A 13,783-nucleotide genomic window follows, 5' to 3' on the forward strand; every position below is an offset into this window, starting at 1 on the left:
TGGAGGGGATGAGGGGCGTCACCGACTTCCCGGCCGAGGAGTACCGCACGTGGCGCCTGTGCACCCTGCTGCACTGCTTGCCGTCTCAGCTCGATGATGAATCAGCGCTGGCCCTGGACTGGCTCATCGCGGTCGACGACGTCGCCGCCAAGGCCAGGGAGACGCTGGAGAGGAGGGCTGCCGATGCCGGGTGAGATGCGTGCTGTCGTCCGCGGCGTGAAGGAGGCCCAGGGCGCGCTCTTGAGGATGGACGCCAACATCGACCTCGCCACCCTCAAGGCGCTGAAGGCCTGCCAGGGTCTGGCGCGGCAGTCCATCAAGGGGCAGCTGCGCGGGCGCCCGCGCTGGGACCACCGCGGCAGGTCCAGCAGGACCGGCGACACGGTGAGACTCAACCTCACCCCGCACGTCGTCACCAAGTCCGGCGGACCGGGCCGGCTGACGGGCGCCCTGTCGAAGTCGATCAAGGCCAACAGGAAGCCGCGACCGCTGCCCGGCGGCGGCTTCAACGGCGTCGTCTTCGCCGGCGGCCGAGGCGGCCCCCAGAACCTCTACAAGGGCCAACTCGAAGCCGACTACCCGTACTTCAAACCGGGCGTGGACAAGGCCCAGCCGAAGATGGGCGCGATCTGGGCCGCGGCGTGGGGCCGAGCCACCAAGGATTTGTGACGAGTCAGGACAAGTGAAGAGCGGGGGGTGTCGTGGCCGGGCTGCCTCCCGTCTTCATCGAGTTCATCGGCTCCAGCAAGGGCGTCAAGACCGCCATCGCGGACACGAAGGCTGCCCTGGCCGAGGCCGACGCCGCGGGCGCGGGCGCCTTCACGAAGACTGGGATGCTCGGCAAAGCTGCGATGGCTGGGCTGGGGCTGGCGGCGTTCGAAGCCGGCAAGCACGCCCTTGAGGCGGCCGGCGACTTCCAGTTCCAAATGACGAGGGTGCGCACGGGCGCCGGCGAGGCCGCCGAGAACATGAAGATGGTCTCGGACGGCGTGCTGGCCATGGCGGGCGAGGTCGGCCAGTCCACCGAGCACCTGACTGCGGGCCTGTACCAAGTCGAGTCGGCCGGCTACCACGGCTCCGCCGCCCTGGAGGTGCTGAAGAACAGCGCGATGGGCGCGAAGGTCGGCGCCGCCGAACTGAGCACGGTCGCGGACGCGGTGACGACCGGCCTCAACGCCTACGGCCTGGGCGCCGAGCATGCCGCCGAGGTCACCAACGCCCTGGTGGCGACGGAAGCGAGCGGCAAAACGAACATGGAAGCCCTCGCGGGCTCCATGAGCAAGATCCTGCCCACCGCGTCCGCCGCCCACGTCGGCCTGAACGAGGTCCTGGGCGCGATGGCGACGATGACCGCGCAGGGCACCACCGCGGACGTCGCCGCGACCTACCTGCGCCAGACCATCGGCGCGTTGAGCAATCCCAGCGGCAAGGCCGCGATGGAGATGAAGAGCCTCGGGCTGTCCGCGGTCGACGTCGGGCAGAACCTCGGCAAGAACGGCCTGGCCAGCACCTTGGAGATGCTGACCGACGCCATCGAGAAGAAGATGGGGCCGGCCGGGACCGTCCTCATCGACCACCTGCGCAAGGCATCCGCCAACACCACCGACTACCAGAAGGTGTTGGCGAACCTGTCGCCCGAGCAGCAGACCTACATCGGCGCGCTCGCGACAATGGTCGGTGGCACCAAGTCGATGATGGCCGCGCTGCAGTTGACGGGCCCGCACATGGACACGTTCAAGCAGAACGTCGCCACGATCAACGAGCACGTCAAAACGGGCGGCCACGAGATCGAGGGCTGGGTCGACGTCCAGCACAACTTCAACCAGAAGCTGGACAGCGCCAAGGCGAGCGCCGGGGCGCTGGCGATCCAGATCGGCCAGTACCTGCTGCCTGTCGCCGAGCGGATCGCCGTCGTCGTCGCGGACGGCGCCCGCTGGCTCACCCAGCACGAGTGGGCCGCCAAGGCCCTCGCGATCGTGATCGGCGGCGTCCTCGTCGTCGCCCTGGTCGCGGCCGCCGTGGCCATGTGGTCCTTCACGGCGGCGGCGCTGGCCAACCCGGTGGTGTGGATCATCGTCGGGATCCTCGCCCTCGCCGCGGCACTCGTCTACGTCGGCATGCACTGGCGGGCCGTGTGGGACTGGATCAGCAGTGCCGGGCGCGCGGTCGCGGACGTCGTCGTCGGCGCATGGCACTGGCTCGAGGACGAGACCGGCGCCGCGTGGCACTGGGTCCGGCGCCACGTTCAAGAGGCCTGGGACGCCACCGCGGCCTGGTTCGCGTCCGCCTGGCACAGCGTGGCCGACCCCGTCGTCGACGCCTGGAACGCGATCCACGACGGCGCCGTCGATGCCTGGGACGCCACCGCGGAGTTCTTCACGTCGGCCTGGCACGCCGTGGCCGACCCGATCGTCGATGCGTGGCACTGGGTCCACGACACCACCGTGGCCGTCTGGGACGCCATCCACGACTTCTTCGCGAAGTGGTGGCCCCTGCTGTTCGTCATCTTCTTCCCGGTCGTCGCGCTGTTCGTCGCGATCTGGAACCACTTCCACGAGCAGATCATCGGCGCAGTGATGACCGCGTGGCACGCCATCGCCGACTTCCTGGCCGGCGCCTGGAACTCGCTGGTCACGGACGCGAAGACCACATGGGCGCTCATCCAGCAGTGGATCATCCAGCCCGTGATCAGCACCTGGCAGTGGCTGGTGAGCGTCTGGAACGCAACCATGGCGTGGCTGTCCTCTGTGTGGACGGCGATCGCCGCCGACGCCAAGACGGCCTGGGAGGGCGTCCAGCAGCGGATCATCGATCCGATCATGGCGGCGTGGGACTGGCTCGTGAGCGTCTGGAACGCGGCAACGACGTGGCTGGCCTCCGTGTGGCAGAGCATCATCGACTCGGCCACGGAAGGGTGGCACTCCGTCCACTCGGCCATCGTCAGCCCCGTCGAAGACGCGTGGCGCGCGATGAAGACGAAACTCCACGAGATCGCCACCACCGTCAAGAATGGCATCGCGGACGCCTGGGACGCGGCCAAGGAGAAGGCCTCCGAATTCGTCCACGTCGGAGAGGAGATCATCAACGGCATCGGCCGAGGTATCAAGCAGGGCTGGAACTGGCTCAAGGACCAGGTCAAGAACCTCGCGCACGATGCCCTGAACGCCGCCAAAAGCTTCTTGGGCATCTCCTCGCCCTCGCGGGAGTTCGCCCAGCAGGTCGGCCACTGGATCCCCGCGGGCATCGCGGCCGGCGTCAAGGCCAACGCCAGCACCGCCCTCGCCGCTGTCACCGCCTTGTCGGGGGCCGCGGTCGATGCGGGCGCCCTCACCGCGGCCCAGGTGCCGGCCGCCGTCTCCCTCCCCGCGGCGGCGGCCGGGGGCGGTCAGATCGTGCAGCACACCACCCACATCACCGTCCAGGGCAGCGTCCTGGCCGAACGGGACCTGCGCGACCTCGTCCGGCAGGAGAACCTGCGCGACGGCGCCCGCAACGTCGGCACCTACCAGCCCTACAACCGCTGACAGGAGGCCCCATGACCACCCCCGCCCCCAACCCCAACTGGCCGCTGGTGGAGGAGGCGTGGGGCCCGTACTGGCAGCCCTACGGCGGTCTCATCTCCCCCAACCGCTGGTCGGAGATCACCAGCCGCGTGCGCGGCACCGTCTCCCAGAACCGTGGCCGGCAGTACGAGCTCGACCAGGTCCGATCCGGCGAGCTGCGGTTCAGCCTCGACAACACGGACGGCGTCTTTGACCCCACCAACACCAGCTCGCCGTTCGCCGGGCTGGTCCGGCCGATGGTCCCGGTCCGGCGCCGGGCCCAGTGGCCGCCGACGATCAACCGCCTCAGCCAGGGGCAGGCCACCGGCGGCGACGTCGGCGGCTGGCCCCTGGGAACGCTCGACAGCACAGCCGCCCAGGTGTACAGCGAGACCGGCACCGCCTCGGTGGTCACGGACGCCACCGCCTACCGAGGCTCCCGCGTCCTGCAGTTCACCGTCACCGGCGGCGCCACCGTGGGACAGCGCGTCTTCCACACGGCGGAGCCCGCAGGCGAGGCCGGTGCCACGTACACCGTGCAGATGCGCGTGCGCAACACCACCCCGGGCACCACCGTGCAGGTCAAGGCCCACATCGGCTGGCACCTCACCCCCGGCGCATCGCCGACCGCCTACGCATACGGCACGACCGCCACCTTGACCGGCTCGGCCACCGCCCCATGGACCCAGATCACCTGCACCGCCGCTCTGCCCGCCGGCGCGCAAGCCATCACGGTAGGCGCCGCCGTGGCCGCAGTCCCCGCAGCCACCGTCACCGTCCAGGCCGACGAGTGGCAGCTGGAGAAGGGCGCCAGCGCCTCCGCCTGGGTCCAGCCCGGCGTCTGGTATCCCCTTTACGGCGGCTTCATCGAGAGGTGGCCGCAGTCCTGGACCGACCCCAAGTACGCCCTGGTCAGCCCCGTGGCAACCGACGCTTTCGCGGCCCTCTCCCAGCTCACCCTCCAGGACGCGCTCAGCCAGGAGATCACCGCCCGCGGCCTGCGCTTCCTGTACGCCCTCAGCGACCCGCAGGGCTCGACCGTCGCCTCGGACTCCACCGGTCAGTGCCCACCCGCCATCGTCACCAACAGCCGAGGCGGCGCGGCCGCCTTCGCCTTCGGCACCCAGGTCACCTCTGCCAGTCCCGGCGGCGCCTACACCGGCGCCCACGGCACCGCGTGCACGATCACCGGCCAGTACCCCGGCAGCAACTTCCTCGGCGGACTCACCTACCTCTCCCTGTCCCAGGGAGGGGTCACCGGGCCAGCGAACCCATCGGAATGGGTGCGCATGATCGCGTTCCGGTGGACCGGCGGCACAATCACCCAGGCCGCCAACATCTGGGTCTGCCAGGACGGCCGCACCGACCCGGCCGCGAACAGCCACACCACCCTCTACCTCGACCCCACCGGGGTCCTGAAGTTCACACTCGCCAGCCCCACCACCAACGCCGGCACCTTCACCACCACCCCCGCCGTCAACGTGGCGGACGGCAACTGGCATCTGGCCGTCTTCGGGTACTCCGCGAGCTCCGGCTACGTCGTCCTGTCCGTGGACGGCGCGCCAACCGCCTTCTTCGGCGCGCCGTCCACTGCCGGCCCCACCGGCCTGATCTCCGACGTCATCGGCGGCTACGTGGACCCCCGCCAGGGCAACACCGCCTACTACGCATGGGGCGGGGACCTCGCCTTCGCCGCCGAGTTCGCCCCCTCCTTCGCTGCGAGCATCGACTCACCGGCCATCACCACGATGTACAACGCGTGGCGGTCAGCCCTCGCCGGGGAATCCACCGACACCCGCTACAACCGCGTCCTGTACTGGGCCGGCTACCAGGGAGGCAAGGCGATCCAGACCGGGCGCACCACCGCTATGGGCCCCGCGTCCGCCGGAACCGCCCTGCAGGTGCTCCAGGACATCGTCACCACCGAGGGCGGCAACCACTACATCGACCGCGCCGGCAACGTGGTCTTCAAGGCCCGCTCCGACCGCTACAACGCCGGGGCCTCGGTCTACACGTTCGGCGACGGCCCCGGCGAGTACCCGTACGAGCCAGGTGTTGGGTTCGACTACGACCTCACCCGCGTCGCCAACATCGTCTCCACCACCCAGTCCGGCGGCCAGACGTTCACCGCCAAGGACAGCACCAGCATCGGCCAGTACTTCCCACGGACTTCCTCGCGCACCATCAACTCGCAGTCCGCGCTGGAGGTGCAGGACGCCGCGAACTACCTGCTGTCCCGCTACCGGCAGCCCGCAGTGCGCGTCACCGCCATCACCCTCAACCCTGCCGCCAACCCGGCGCTGTGGCCCGTCTGCCTGAGCCTGGAGCTCGGCATGCGCGTCACGGTCAACCGGCGCCGCGCGGACGGCTCGCTGATCTCGCTGCCGTGCTTCGTCGAGAACATCCAGACCGACATGGCCAAGGACACGGCCCGCTGGGTGCTCCAGCTCTCCCCGGTCGACACCACCCCGTACGGCCTGTTCGCGTCGTTCCACACCACCCTCAACACCATCCCGGCCGCAGGCGCCACCACGGTGACCATCAACGCCGGCGCCGACACCGCCAACCCGGCCGCCGCCCAGATCGGCGGCGGCCAGCAGCTCGTACTCGGCCTCGGCGCCGCGAACCAGGAGACGGTAACCGTCCAGTCTGTGGGCGCCACCACAGCGGGCTGGACCACCGCCGTCCTCACCCTCGCCGCTGCCACGACGAAGGCGCACGCCGCGGGCGACACGGTGTGCGAGCCGCTGCCGGCCGGCATCACCGACCCGACCACCTGGGACACCAGCGCCCGCTTCGACTCCGCCGCCTTCTCCTACTGACGAAAGGGGGCCCATGTGACCGGACTCGCCGTCCCCACGCCCGCGAGCGTGGTGCCCGGCGGCTACATCACCGCCGCCCTGTGGAACGCGGGCGTCTACAACGCCACCACGTTCCTCCTCGGCCGGCCGATGGCCGACCTCTACCAGACCACCTCTCAGTCCGTCGCCAACGTCACCATCGCCCCCATTGCGTTCGACAGCACCACCGTCGACACCTACGGCGGCCACTCCAACACCGTCAACAACTCCCGGTACACCGCCCAACAGCCCGGCTGGTACTGGGTGTACGGCGCCGCCCTGTTCAACAACAACTCGGCCGGCTTCCGCTCCGCGATCATCAACAAGAACGGCGTCGGCGTGAACGGTACCTTCGCCGCCATCGCCCCCAGCGCCTACTACGGCAGCGCCGTCGTGTGCGGCCTCGTACAGATGGCAGTCGGTGATTATGTGGAACTCGGCGGCTATCAGAACAGCGGGGGAGCACTGGCCACCGCCACCGGCGGCGGCCAGTGCTCGGCCATGAAGGTGTGGTGGATGCATGCCTGACACGCCCTTCGCACCGCAGTGCGACTTCCTGGGCTGCCTCGACGCGCCCGTCGTGCAGTGGCAGCGGCACCCCACCGAGGCCGAGTTCGCCGCCGTCCTCGGCGCCGAGCAGGCGCGCCGCGACCAGATCCTCGCGCATGCCGACCCAGACTGGCCGACCCCGCAGTTCGGGCCGATGCCCGCCATCGACGACACCACCGTCGCCGTCCGCACCTGCGCCGGCCACGCCATCGGCCTCAACGCCGCCGCCCACCTCCACCAAGCCGACTGCGCCGCCCCCGACTGCGCGTGCGACCTCACCCCGGCGCCCCAGACCGTGCCCCCGCAGCCCGACCTCTACGCCCTCCCCGCCGGGTGGGCCCCCACCGAGCAGGAGCCCCGATGACCCCGCAGTGGAAGACCCTGCTCGACCACGTCATGGCCGTGCCCGAGGGCGTGTACGAGCACTGGAACGCCTCGGCTGGCTGGGACAACGTCACCCAGTTCGGCGCCGAGTACGGCGAGAACGGCGTCAGCTGGTGCGTCATCTGGGACTGGTGCATGTTCGCCGACGTCGGCCTCGACGGCATCGTGCCGAAGACGGACAACGTCAGCTCCTTCACCTCCTGGGCCCAGCAGAACGGCCAGTGGTCCGAGTACCCCAGCGTCGGCAGCTGGGTGAACTTCGGCGGCGGCCAGCACACCGAGCTGGTCGTCGGCTTCGACGAGACGAACGTGTACACCAAGGGCGGCAACAGCGTCCAGGCCGGGTCGACGGATGCCGGCCAGGGCAACGGCGTCTGGTCGCACACCACCCCGAGGCAATCCGCCCGCGTGGTCGGCTACTTCGCGCCCCGCTTCCCGGACGGGTGCCCGCCGACTGCCGATCCGAACGACCCTCGCGGCGGCCCGGCCGTCGCTTCGTACACCTGGCCCGGACCGGACCAGACCCCCACCACCCCCGCGCCGTCCACGGCGCCCGCCCAGGAGGACGACATGCCCACCATCGACGAGATCCGGGCCGGCGTGCGCGCCGAGCTGGACGCGTTCAAGAGCTACCAGACGCACGACACCCTGTACTGGCTGCTGCAGTCGCTCAGCCCGACGCCGGCCGACCCGGGCGACCACCCGCTGAAGTGGGTCGTCGGCCCTCTCGGTCAGGCGATCCGCGCGCTGCCCCAGACCACCCAGGACGAGATCCGGGCTGCGGTGGAGCAGGCGCTCGCGGGTGGCCTGCAGCTGACCGTCACCAGCCCGGCGAAGGGGGCCTGACCATGTCCGACTCGACGCGCCGCATGATCCGCACCGTCGTCGCCCTCGTGCTCGGCATCGCGGCGGGCCTGCCCCTGCTCGTCCAGACTGCGGGCGTCCCGAGCGCGCTGCCGGGGCTGGGGACCGTTCTCGCGGTGGCCGCCTCCGTGACCCGCGTGATGGCGCTCCCCGCCGTCAACGGTCGGCTCTTCAGCTGGCTGCAGATGGCGCCGCCGAAGGCCTCGCTGCCGGACCCGACCGCGCCGGCGCCGCTCGTGCCGCCGGCCGGGAGCGGCCAGTGAGTGTCGACACCCTGGTCGCCTGGTCGGCGGTGGGCTCGGCAGTGGCGGCCGCGCTGGCGTGGGTGGGTCGCTGGGCTCGACGGCTCACCCGCACCATGGATCAGTTCGCCGAGGACTGGCAGGGGACTGCGGCCCGGCCGGGCGTTCCGGAGAGACCGGGGATGATGCAGCGGGTGGGCGACCTGGAGACGGTCGTGGCCGACATCAAGCACGAGCTGCACCCGAACTCGGGGCTGTCGCTGCGGGATGCGGTGAACAGGATCGAGACCAAGCTGACCGACCTGCACGAGCAGCCCCGCTGAACCACCATGCCCCCGCTCGGCTTCGGCCGGGCGGGGGCGTCGCGGTCCCTTCAGCGGTTGAGGTCGGTGCGGCGTCCCTGTCCGGGGCGGCCGGCCTTGGCGGCGCGGACTGCGTCGGCCAGGTAGCGGGCCTGGGGGCGGCCGCTGGCGGGGTGCGGCACGTAGTCCGTGGCGGTGACGCCCCAGCGAGAGAGGGTGCGGCGGGCAGAGGAGGCGGAGGCGGCACCGAGGTAGTCGGCGACCTGGTCGATAGTCCAGAGCTCGGCGGTCACTGGTCCTCGTGCTCGTACTCGGCGGCGACGGCACGGACGAACTCGGCGGCATCGTCGGTGATGACGGTCCAGCTGTTGATGTCGAGGTCTCGGGGGTTGTTGCCGATGAGCTCGGGGCGGTCCGAGTGCTGGTCGACGACGACGCTCTCCTCTCCGTCCTCGTTGACGAGCTGGGTGAGGGTCGCGTGGATGAGGTCGTGGGCGGCGTGGCGGTCGAGTCCGGTGAGGTCCTGGACCTCGACGAGGAGGGGGTAGGTGGCGAGTGCGCGTCCGCCGGTGTGGCTGTAGACCTGGGTGGTCATGGTGTCCTCCGTAGGTGGCTGGTGCGACATCCCCAACTTTGCCGCACGTGCGGCAAAGTTGGCAAGAGGTCCGCCGACATTCCCCCATTCGAGCGAACCGGGCCACGCCGCTTGCGACTTGTCAGTGGCGCGTGGCAGAGTCTGGGACGTCGAACCCGGGCAACCCGGCAAGACGTGGCGGCAGCCCTTGGGGCTGCTGATGGATCGCAACAACAGTGTTTGCTGGACGACTTCTGAGCGGTTTCGTTCAGGTGGCGGCGCCCTTCCGAGGGCGCCGAGGATCTAAACACAGGCGTGTTCGTGAGCACATTGGCCCCGCCTTCGCGGGGATCGCTCGACGGTGGCTCAACGCCGCACAGGCGACTCACTGTTGCCCCCGCGCTCGCGGGGATCGCCCTTGGTTCCGTCTCATCGACGGATCGGCCCCGCGTTCGCGGGGTAGCGCCCCCGCTCTCCTTCGGGAGGGTGGGGGCGCTTCGTCGTGCCGTCAGCCGGCTGCCTTGTCGTACTCGGTGGCCTGTGCGGGGGTGAGGGCCTTGGCGACCCGGACCAGTACGGTGCCGTGGAGGAAATCCTGCTCGGCGAACATGGGCTGGGCCTTGCCGATCCCGTCGATGTAGGCGGCGCGTGCCTTCGCGTCGGATTCGTTCGCGAACACCTCTACGGTCGCCCCCTGGTCGACCCCCTTCCCGCCACCGTCGATGCGATTGTCGGCGATGACCGTGGCGCTGGTGTACTGGTGCGGTCGGCCGAGGAGGTGGTTGGGGTCGTCGTCGGCGGTGACGTTCCTGGCGATCTTCGCGGTGGGCACCTTCTTGGCGATCTTCGCCGCGATGGCGGCCGCATCCTGGGCCGCGGCGGGAGCTGCCGCCGCCGGCGCCGCGGCCGCTGCGGTGCCGGCCGGGGCTTGCGCCGCGGGTGCCGCCGTCTTGTCACCCCCGCTGCTGCAGGCGGCCGTTGTGGCCAGCAGGCCGGAGGCAAGCAGAACGAGGGCAGTGCGGCGCATGGTCCCCCCTGGGACGAGACTGTGGTGGTGAGGGGACCGTATCGGCGACGCGCATTCGACGCGGGAGGCGTGACGGACCTGTGACCAAACGGGAAACAGGACCCGATCACCGATTCTCACCCCGGCATCACCCAGCACCCGCCATCCTGGTAGCCCACCCAGCAGCAAAGGAGAGCAGCGTGAAGCTCACGTTCCTCGGCTCCACCAGCGACGACGGCAAGTGCCCCACCCTGTATGAGACGGAGACCGGCGACATCGTCGTGCAGGGCTACCAGCTGACCGACACCGAAGCCCTCGGCCAGTTGCGCAACGTCCTGCCCGGCGAGACCTTCGTCGTCGTCCCGCGAGACCTCCTGACCCAATTCGCGCCGAGGACCTGACGTGCCCGAGTTCATCACCGACGAGCAGTTCGACCACTTCTTCGGCGACGGCTTCCAGCACACCGCGTGGCGGCTGGAGAGCCGGGCCAGCTACGCCTCCGACCTCATGTCACCCGGGTACGCGCGGTGGGCGGCCGGGGAGGACCCGAAGGCCGACCCCAACCGGCCGTGGTGCCAGAACATCCGCGCGCAGGTCGCAGCCGGGAAGCGGGTGGAACGGGTCCGGATCGCCGATGATCCGCTCGGAGCCGGACAGGCCTACCTCCTCGCAGTGGGCTGGGCCAACGTGGAGGCTGGCGAGGACATCCGGCACCTCCGGCGCGAGACGGCTCACAAACTTGCCCTCCCCGAACGGGACTTCTGGCTGTTCGACTCCCGGGTCCTGCTGGAGATGCATTTCGACGACGCCGACGACTATCTCGGCGCCGAGCTGGTCGACGATTCGGCCACGGTCCTGAAGGCGTGCCAGATCCGGGATGCAGCGTGGCATCACGCGGTGGCCCGCGCGGAATTCGCCGAGCGGGTAACGTCCGTGGCGTGAGCGACTTTCAGCGGGCCCGGGAAGCGCTCGGCGCGCGGCTGCAGCAGCTGCGCGCCGACGCTCGGATCACCGGCCGCGATCTGGCCGCCGGACTCGGCTGGCCCCACTCCAAGATCAGCAAGCTGGAGAACGGTCGACAGACCGCCACCGCTACCGACCTGAGCGCGTGGGCGGACGCCACCGGGCGTCCAGACCTTGTGGCGTCGCTACATCGCGACCTCGACGGCCTGGAGACGCAATACCGGTCGTGGCGCCGGCGGCTGGCCGCCGGACACCAGCAGGCACAACAGGAAGCGGGAGCGGAGGAACGGGGCGCCCGGATCATCCGCGCCTACGAGCCCACCGTCGTGCCCGGGATACTCCAGACCCCGGACTATGCCCGGCACGTCCTGCTGGCCGGCGCAACGCTGCACCAGTCCCCTCGGGATACGGACGGTGCCGTCCGCGAGCGAATGCGGCGCCAGGAGATCCTGTACGAGCCCGGGCGCCGGTTCCGCTTCATTCTCTGGGAGGGCGCCCTTCGGGCCCGGGTGTGCCCGCCAGAGGTGCTGGCCTCCCAGCTTGACCGCCTGAGCGGACTGATCGGGCTGGATACGGTGAGCCTCGCCATCATCCCGTTCACCGCGGTGCTGCCGCTGACGCTCCGCCACGGCTTCTGGGTGCACGACGAGTCGTACGTCACCGTCGAAACCATCAACGCCGCCTTGCACCTCGACGACCAGGCCGACGTCGCCCTGTACCTCCGCGCTTGGGGCCTGTACGAACAGGCCGCGGTGGCCGGCGCCGACGCGCGGAGGCTCCTGGTGGCTGCCCGTCACGCTGCTGGAGCAATCTGAGAAACGTCGGGAAGCACGCGGCCCCGCCCGCGAAACATCGAGAAACACGGCGGCCGCGACGCGAAACCGGGCCCTACCTTCGTGCCATGGCGGATCACTTGGCTGCCCGGCCGCCGGCGCCCGGGCTCGCACGTGTAGTGCTGCTCAGCCGGGCCCAGAAGGACTGCGCCGCGTGTGTCTGCTGCGGCGTCGAGGGCGGCGACCTGGTCCCGGACGGTCACGTCTACGTCCCCGGCCTGCCCGACCTCGCGTGGGCGGTCGTCGCGCACCCGACGTGCCTCGCGGAGCCGTCGTGACCGCGCTCCCGCTACGACGGCTGGCCGCCTCGGACCGCATCGTCATCAAGCTGGCCGTCTACAGAGGCCAGCGGTACGTCAGCGCGGAGTGCCAGCTCGGCGCGCATCACGCCTGCCCGGGCGGCCTTCATGTCGGCGATGGCGTCCTCGTCTGCCTGTGCATGACCACGGGCTGCTCGTGCAGCCGCCACCTATCAGGAGGTACCCCATGACCGACGACGACTTCTACCTCGCGCTGGACCCGGGAGCGTACGACGTGGTCGCGAGCCTGGACGACTTGTGCCAGCACATCCGTGAGGTCGCCGCGCCGGAGGCCCCTGCCACGGAGGGCCAGTGAGCGATCGGCGCACCACCGTGGAGTTCAGGCCGAACAAGGGGCCGGCTCGAAAGATCAGAGTGACCCTCGCACAGTGGCGCGCCGAGGTCTGCGTCGTCGGCACTGACTGCAGCGGTCGACTGGACTACGTCGGCGACCTCTACAATGCCACCGTCGTTCCCAGCGATCCCTGGTACCGCCGGGCCGCGTACGCGCACATCGACTGCCTGCGGCCCGAGGAGCGCTACGTGCCCGCGCACAGCCGCTGTCAGCCGACCATCACGCAGCTCCCCCGGTGAGCGTCGCTGGCGGAACGCCGGTCGAGGGCGGCGAGGAGCGGACGGAGATGGGCGTGTGTCCCGTCTGCGGGGCCTGGGTGCGCGGCCGGTGGCTGGAGGACATCACCCAGTACATCGCGGCCGTCGAACACTGCCCGCCGCTGGACGTGCGCCCCGATCCCCTGGGAAAGCCCGTTCGATAGCGGCCACCGGCCTCCCGGCGCCACGATGGTCCACCCGCAGCACCACGAGAGGACGACCGTTGAGCGACAGGATCCCGCCTGACCGTCAGGGCCGCTGGCCCGGGCGCCGCCGCGGAGCCGCAGCTCCGACCCGGCAGAAGTTCCACCCCAAGTTGCCCCCGCCGGACCAGATCCCGGTGGTCGACCCCGAGGAGGACGAGATGACACCGCAGCGGGACCCGAGCGGCGGCAGTGGAGGGATCGGCGGCCCGAAAAGCCCGCCCGCGAGCCCGAAGTCGCCGCCGCCGCCGAATCCGCCGCCGACCGAGTAGCGCGCGACTCCCTGGCTGGCTGCACCTCAGACCGGCCAGCCAGGGTCACCCGTAGAGCAGCCGCCAAGTCTCAACGCCGAGGGCCCGGGCGACGGCGACGAGGTCGTCGAGGCTGGGCGGCGTCTTGCCGATCTCCCAGTTGCTGATCGACTGCCGGTCGCGCCCGATCAGCTGGCCGAGGCGTTCCTGGCTGACGTGCTGCTGTCGGCGGAGATGCCGGATCCGATTGCCGACCTCGCGCCGCTCCTGCAACTGGCGGGTGTCGGGCGGTCTGCGGGGCGGAGTCGGCACCCCTTGA

The 13,783-nt window shown here is 70.5% G+C and carries 20 protein-coding genes; 16 read left to right on the forward strand and 4 right to left on the reverse strand.

Going from position 1 to position 13,783, the window contains the following annotated elements; all coding sequences use genetic code 11:
- The first annotated feature begins 8 nt into the window (after positions 1-8).
- Genes ACPC54_RS17965 through ACPC54_RS18005 form a run of 9 tightly spaced genes read left to right on the forward strand, consistent with a single transcriptional unit; the run spans position 9 to position 8,744 of the window.
- Complete coding sequence (locus ACPC54_RS17965) at positions 9-194, forward strand: hypothetical protein (protein ID WP_498965773.1); 186 nt, start codon at positions 9-11, stop codon at positions 192-194.
- Complete coding sequence (locus ACPC54_RS17970; protein ID WP_498965774.1) at positions 184-669, forward strand: hypothetical protein; 486 nt, start codon at positions 184-186, stop codon at positions 667-669. The genes ACPC54_RS17965 and ACPC54_RS17970 overlap by 11 nt, the downstream gene beginning before the upstream one ends.
- 32 nt (positions 670-701) lie before the next feature.
- On the forward strand, positions 702-3,524 hold the full coding sequence (locus ACPC54_RS17975; RefSeq protein WP_498965775.1) for a phage tail tape measure protein: 2,823 nt from the start codon (positions 702-704) through the stop codon (positions 3,522-3,524).
- 11 nt (positions 3,525-3,535) lie between these two features.
- Positions 3,536-6,364 carry a hypothetical protein gene (locus ACPC54_RS17980; protein WP_498965777.1) on the forward strand — a complete coding sequence of 943 codons (2,829 nt, stop codon included), beginning with the start codon at positions 3,536-3,538 and terminating at the stop codon, positions 6,362-6,364.
- A gap of 15 nt (positions 6,365-6,379) precedes the next feature.
- Positions 6,380-6,910, forward strand: coding sequence for a hypothetical protein (locus ACPC54_RS17985; RefSeq protein ID WP_498965779.1), 531 nt, complete (start codon positions 6,380-6,382; stop codon positions 6,908-6,910).
- A complete protein-coding gene (locus ACPC54_RS17990) occupies positions 6,903-7,295 on the forward strand; it encodes a hypothetical protein (RefSeq protein WP_498965780.1) in 393 nt (130 codons plus the stop codon). Before ACPC54_RS17985 ends, ACPC54_RS17990 begins: the two co-directional genes overlap by 8 nt.
- Positions 7,292-8,161, forward strand: a complete 870-nt coding sequence (locus ACPC54_RS17995; protein WP_498965781.1) for a hypothetical protein — start codon at positions 7,292-7,294, stop codon at positions 8,159-8,161. The genes ACPC54_RS17990 and ACPC54_RS17995 overlap by 4 nt, the downstream gene beginning before the upstream one ends.
- A 2-nt stretch (positions 8,162-8,163) precedes the next feature.
- The gene (locus ACPC54_RS18000) at positions 8,164-8,442 is read left to right on the forward strand and encodes a hypothetical protein (protein WP_498965782.1); all 279 of its coding nucleotides are present in this window, start codon (positions 8,164-8,166) and stop codon (positions 8,440-8,442) included.
- The gene (locus ACPC54_RS18005) at positions 8,439-8,744 is read left to right on the forward strand and encodes a hypothetical protein (RefSeq protein ID WP_498965783.1); all 306 of its coding nucleotides are present in this window, start codon (positions 8,439-8,441) and stop codon (positions 8,742-8,744) included. Before ACPC54_RS18000 ends, ACPC54_RS18005 begins: the two co-directional genes overlap by 4 nt.
- A 50-nt stretch (positions 8,745-8,794) precedes the next feature.
- Here the strand turns inward: ACPC54_RS18005 and ACPC54_RS18010 are convergent, their stop codons facing one another.
- The 3 genes from ACPC54_RS18010 to ACPC54_RS18020 form a co-directional block, all read right to left on the reverse strand.
- The gene (locus tag ACPC54_RS18010) at positions 8,795-9,016 is read right to left on the reverse strand and encodes a hypothetical protein (protein ID WP_498965785.1); all 222 of its coding nucleotides are present in this window, start codon (positions 9,014-9,016) and stop codon (positions 8,795-8,797) included.
- On the reverse strand, positions 9,013-9,318 hold the full coding sequence (locus ACPC54_RS18015; RefSeq protein ID WP_498965786.1) for a hypothetical protein: 306 nt from the start codon (positions 9,316-9,318) through the stop codon (positions 9,013-9,015). Before ACPC54_RS18015 ends, ACPC54_RS18010 begins: the two co-directional genes overlap by 4 nt.
- Positions 9,319-9,805: 487 nt before the next feature.
- Positions 9,806-10,324, reverse strand: coding sequence for a hypothetical protein (locus tag ACPC54_RS18020; protein ID WP_498965787.1), 519 nt, complete (start codon positions 10,322-10,324; stop codon positions 9,806-9,808).
- Between the two features lie 179 nt (positions 10,325-10,503).
- Between ACPC54_RS18020 and ACPC54_RS18025 the strand changes: the two genes are divergently transcribed.
- The 7 genes from ACPC54_RS18025 to ACPC54_RS18055 all read left to right on the forward strand — a co-directional run bounded on the left by ACPC54_RS18025 (position 10,504) and on the right by ACPC54_RS18055 (position 13,174).
- Positions 10,504-10,704, forward strand: coding sequence for a hypothetical protein (locus ACPC54_RS18025; RefSeq protein ID WP_498965788.1), 201 nt, complete (start codon positions 10,504-10,506; stop codon positions 10,702-10,704).
- 1 nt (position 10,705) lies between these two features.
- A complete protein-coding gene (locus ACPC54_RS18030) occupies positions 10,706-11,245 on the forward strand; it encodes a DUF6879 family protein (protein WP_498965789.1) in 540 nt (179 codons plus the stop codon).
- Positions 11,242-12,081: a helix-turn-helix domain-containing protein gene (locus ACPC54_RS18035; protein WP_498965790.1), complete on the forward strand. Its 840-nt coding sequence runs from the start codon at positions 11,242-11,244 to the stop codon at positions 12,079-12,081. The genes ACPC54_RS18030 and ACPC54_RS18035 overlap by 4 nt, the downstream gene beginning before the upstream one ends.
- An 86-nt stretch (positions 12,082-12,167) precedes the next feature.
- Complete coding sequence (locus ACPC54_RS18040) at positions 12,168-12,377, forward strand: hypothetical protein (protein ID WP_498965792.1); 210 nt, start codon at positions 12,168-12,170, stop codon at positions 12,375-12,377.
- A 208-nt stretch (positions 12,378-12,585) separates the two neighbouring features.
- Complete coding sequence (locus ACPC54_RS18045) at positions 12,586-12,714, forward strand: hypothetical protein (protein ID WP_498965793.1); 129 nt, start codon at positions 12,586-12,588, stop codon at positions 12,712-12,714.
- 59 nt (positions 12,715-12,773) lie between these two features.
- On the forward strand, positions 12,774-12,992 hold the full coding sequence (locus ACPC54_RS18050) for a hypothetical protein (RefSeq protein WP_498965795.1): 219 nt from the start codon (positions 12,774-12,776) through the stop codon (positions 12,990-12,992).
- On the forward strand, positions 12,989-13,174 hold the full coding sequence (locus ACPC54_RS18055) for a hypothetical protein (protein WP_498965796.1): 186 nt from the start codon (positions 12,989-12,991) through the stop codon (positions 13,172-13,174). The genes ACPC54_RS18050 and ACPC54_RS18055 overlap by 4 nt, the downstream gene beginning before the upstream one ends.
- 356 nt (positions 13,175-13,530) lie before the next feature.
- Here the strand turns inward: ACPC54_RS18055 and ACPC54_RS18060 are convergent, their stop codons facing one another.
- Positions 13,531-13,776 carry a helix-turn-helix domain-containing protein gene (locus ACPC54_RS18060; RefSeq protein WP_498965798.1) on the reverse strand — a complete coding sequence of 82 codons (246 nt, stop codon included), beginning with the start codon at positions 13,774-13,776 and terminating at the stop codon, positions 13,531-13,533.
- Positions 13,777-13,783 lie beyond the last annotated feature (7 nt).

The sequence above is a fragment of the Kitasatospora sp. NPDC094028 genome, assembly GCF_049543595.1.
In the GTDB taxonomy this organism is placed as follows: Bacteria; Actinomycetota; Actinomycetes; order Streptomycetales; family Streptomycetaceae; genus Kitasatospora.

Excerpts from the sequence above, each read along its gene's own strand:
- ACPC54_RS18020 (WP_498965787.1), bottom strand. The coding sequence starts at position 10,324 with ATGCGCCGCACTGCCCTCGTTCTGCTTGCCTCCGGCCTGCTGGCCACA.
- ACPC54_RS18000 (WP_498965782.1), top strand. The coding sequence starts at position 8,164 with ATGTCCGACTCGACGCGCCGCATGATCCGCACCGTCGTCGCCCTCGTG.
- ACPC54_RS17980 (WP_498965777.1), top strand. The coding sequence starts at position 3,536 with ATGACCACCCCCGCCCCCAACCCCAACTGGCCGCTGGTGGAGGAGGCG.
- ACPC54_RS17990 (WP_498965780.1), top strand. The coding sequence starts at position 6,903 with ATGCCTGACACGCCCTTCGCACCGCAGTGCGACTTCCTGGGCTGCCTC.
- ACPC54_RS17965 (WP_498965773.1), top strand. The coding sequence starts at position 9 with ATGAGGGGCGTCACCGACTTCCCGGCCGAGGAGTACCGCACGTGGCGC.
- ACPC54_RS17970 (WP_498965774.1), top strand. The coding sequence starts at position 184 with ATGCCGGGTGAGATGCGTGCTGTCGTCCGCGGCGTGAAGGAGGCCCAG.
- ACPC54_RS18015 (WP_498965786.1), bottom strand. The coding sequence starts at position 9,318 with ATGACCACCCAGGTCTACAGCCACACCGGCGGACGCGCACTCGCCACC.
- ACPC54_RS18040 (WP_498965792.1), top strand. The coding sequence starts at position 12,168 with ATGGCGGATCACTTGGCTGCCCGGCCGCCGGCGCCCGGGCTCGCACGT.
- ACPC54_RS17995 (WP_498965781.1), top strand. The coding sequence starts at position 7,292 with ATGACCCCGCAGTGGAAGACCCTGCTCGACCACGTCATGGCCGTGCCC.
- ACPC54_RS18045 (WP_498965793.1), top strand. The coding sequence starts at position 12,586 with ATGACCGACGACGACTTCTACCTCGCGCTGGACCCGGGAGCGTACGAC.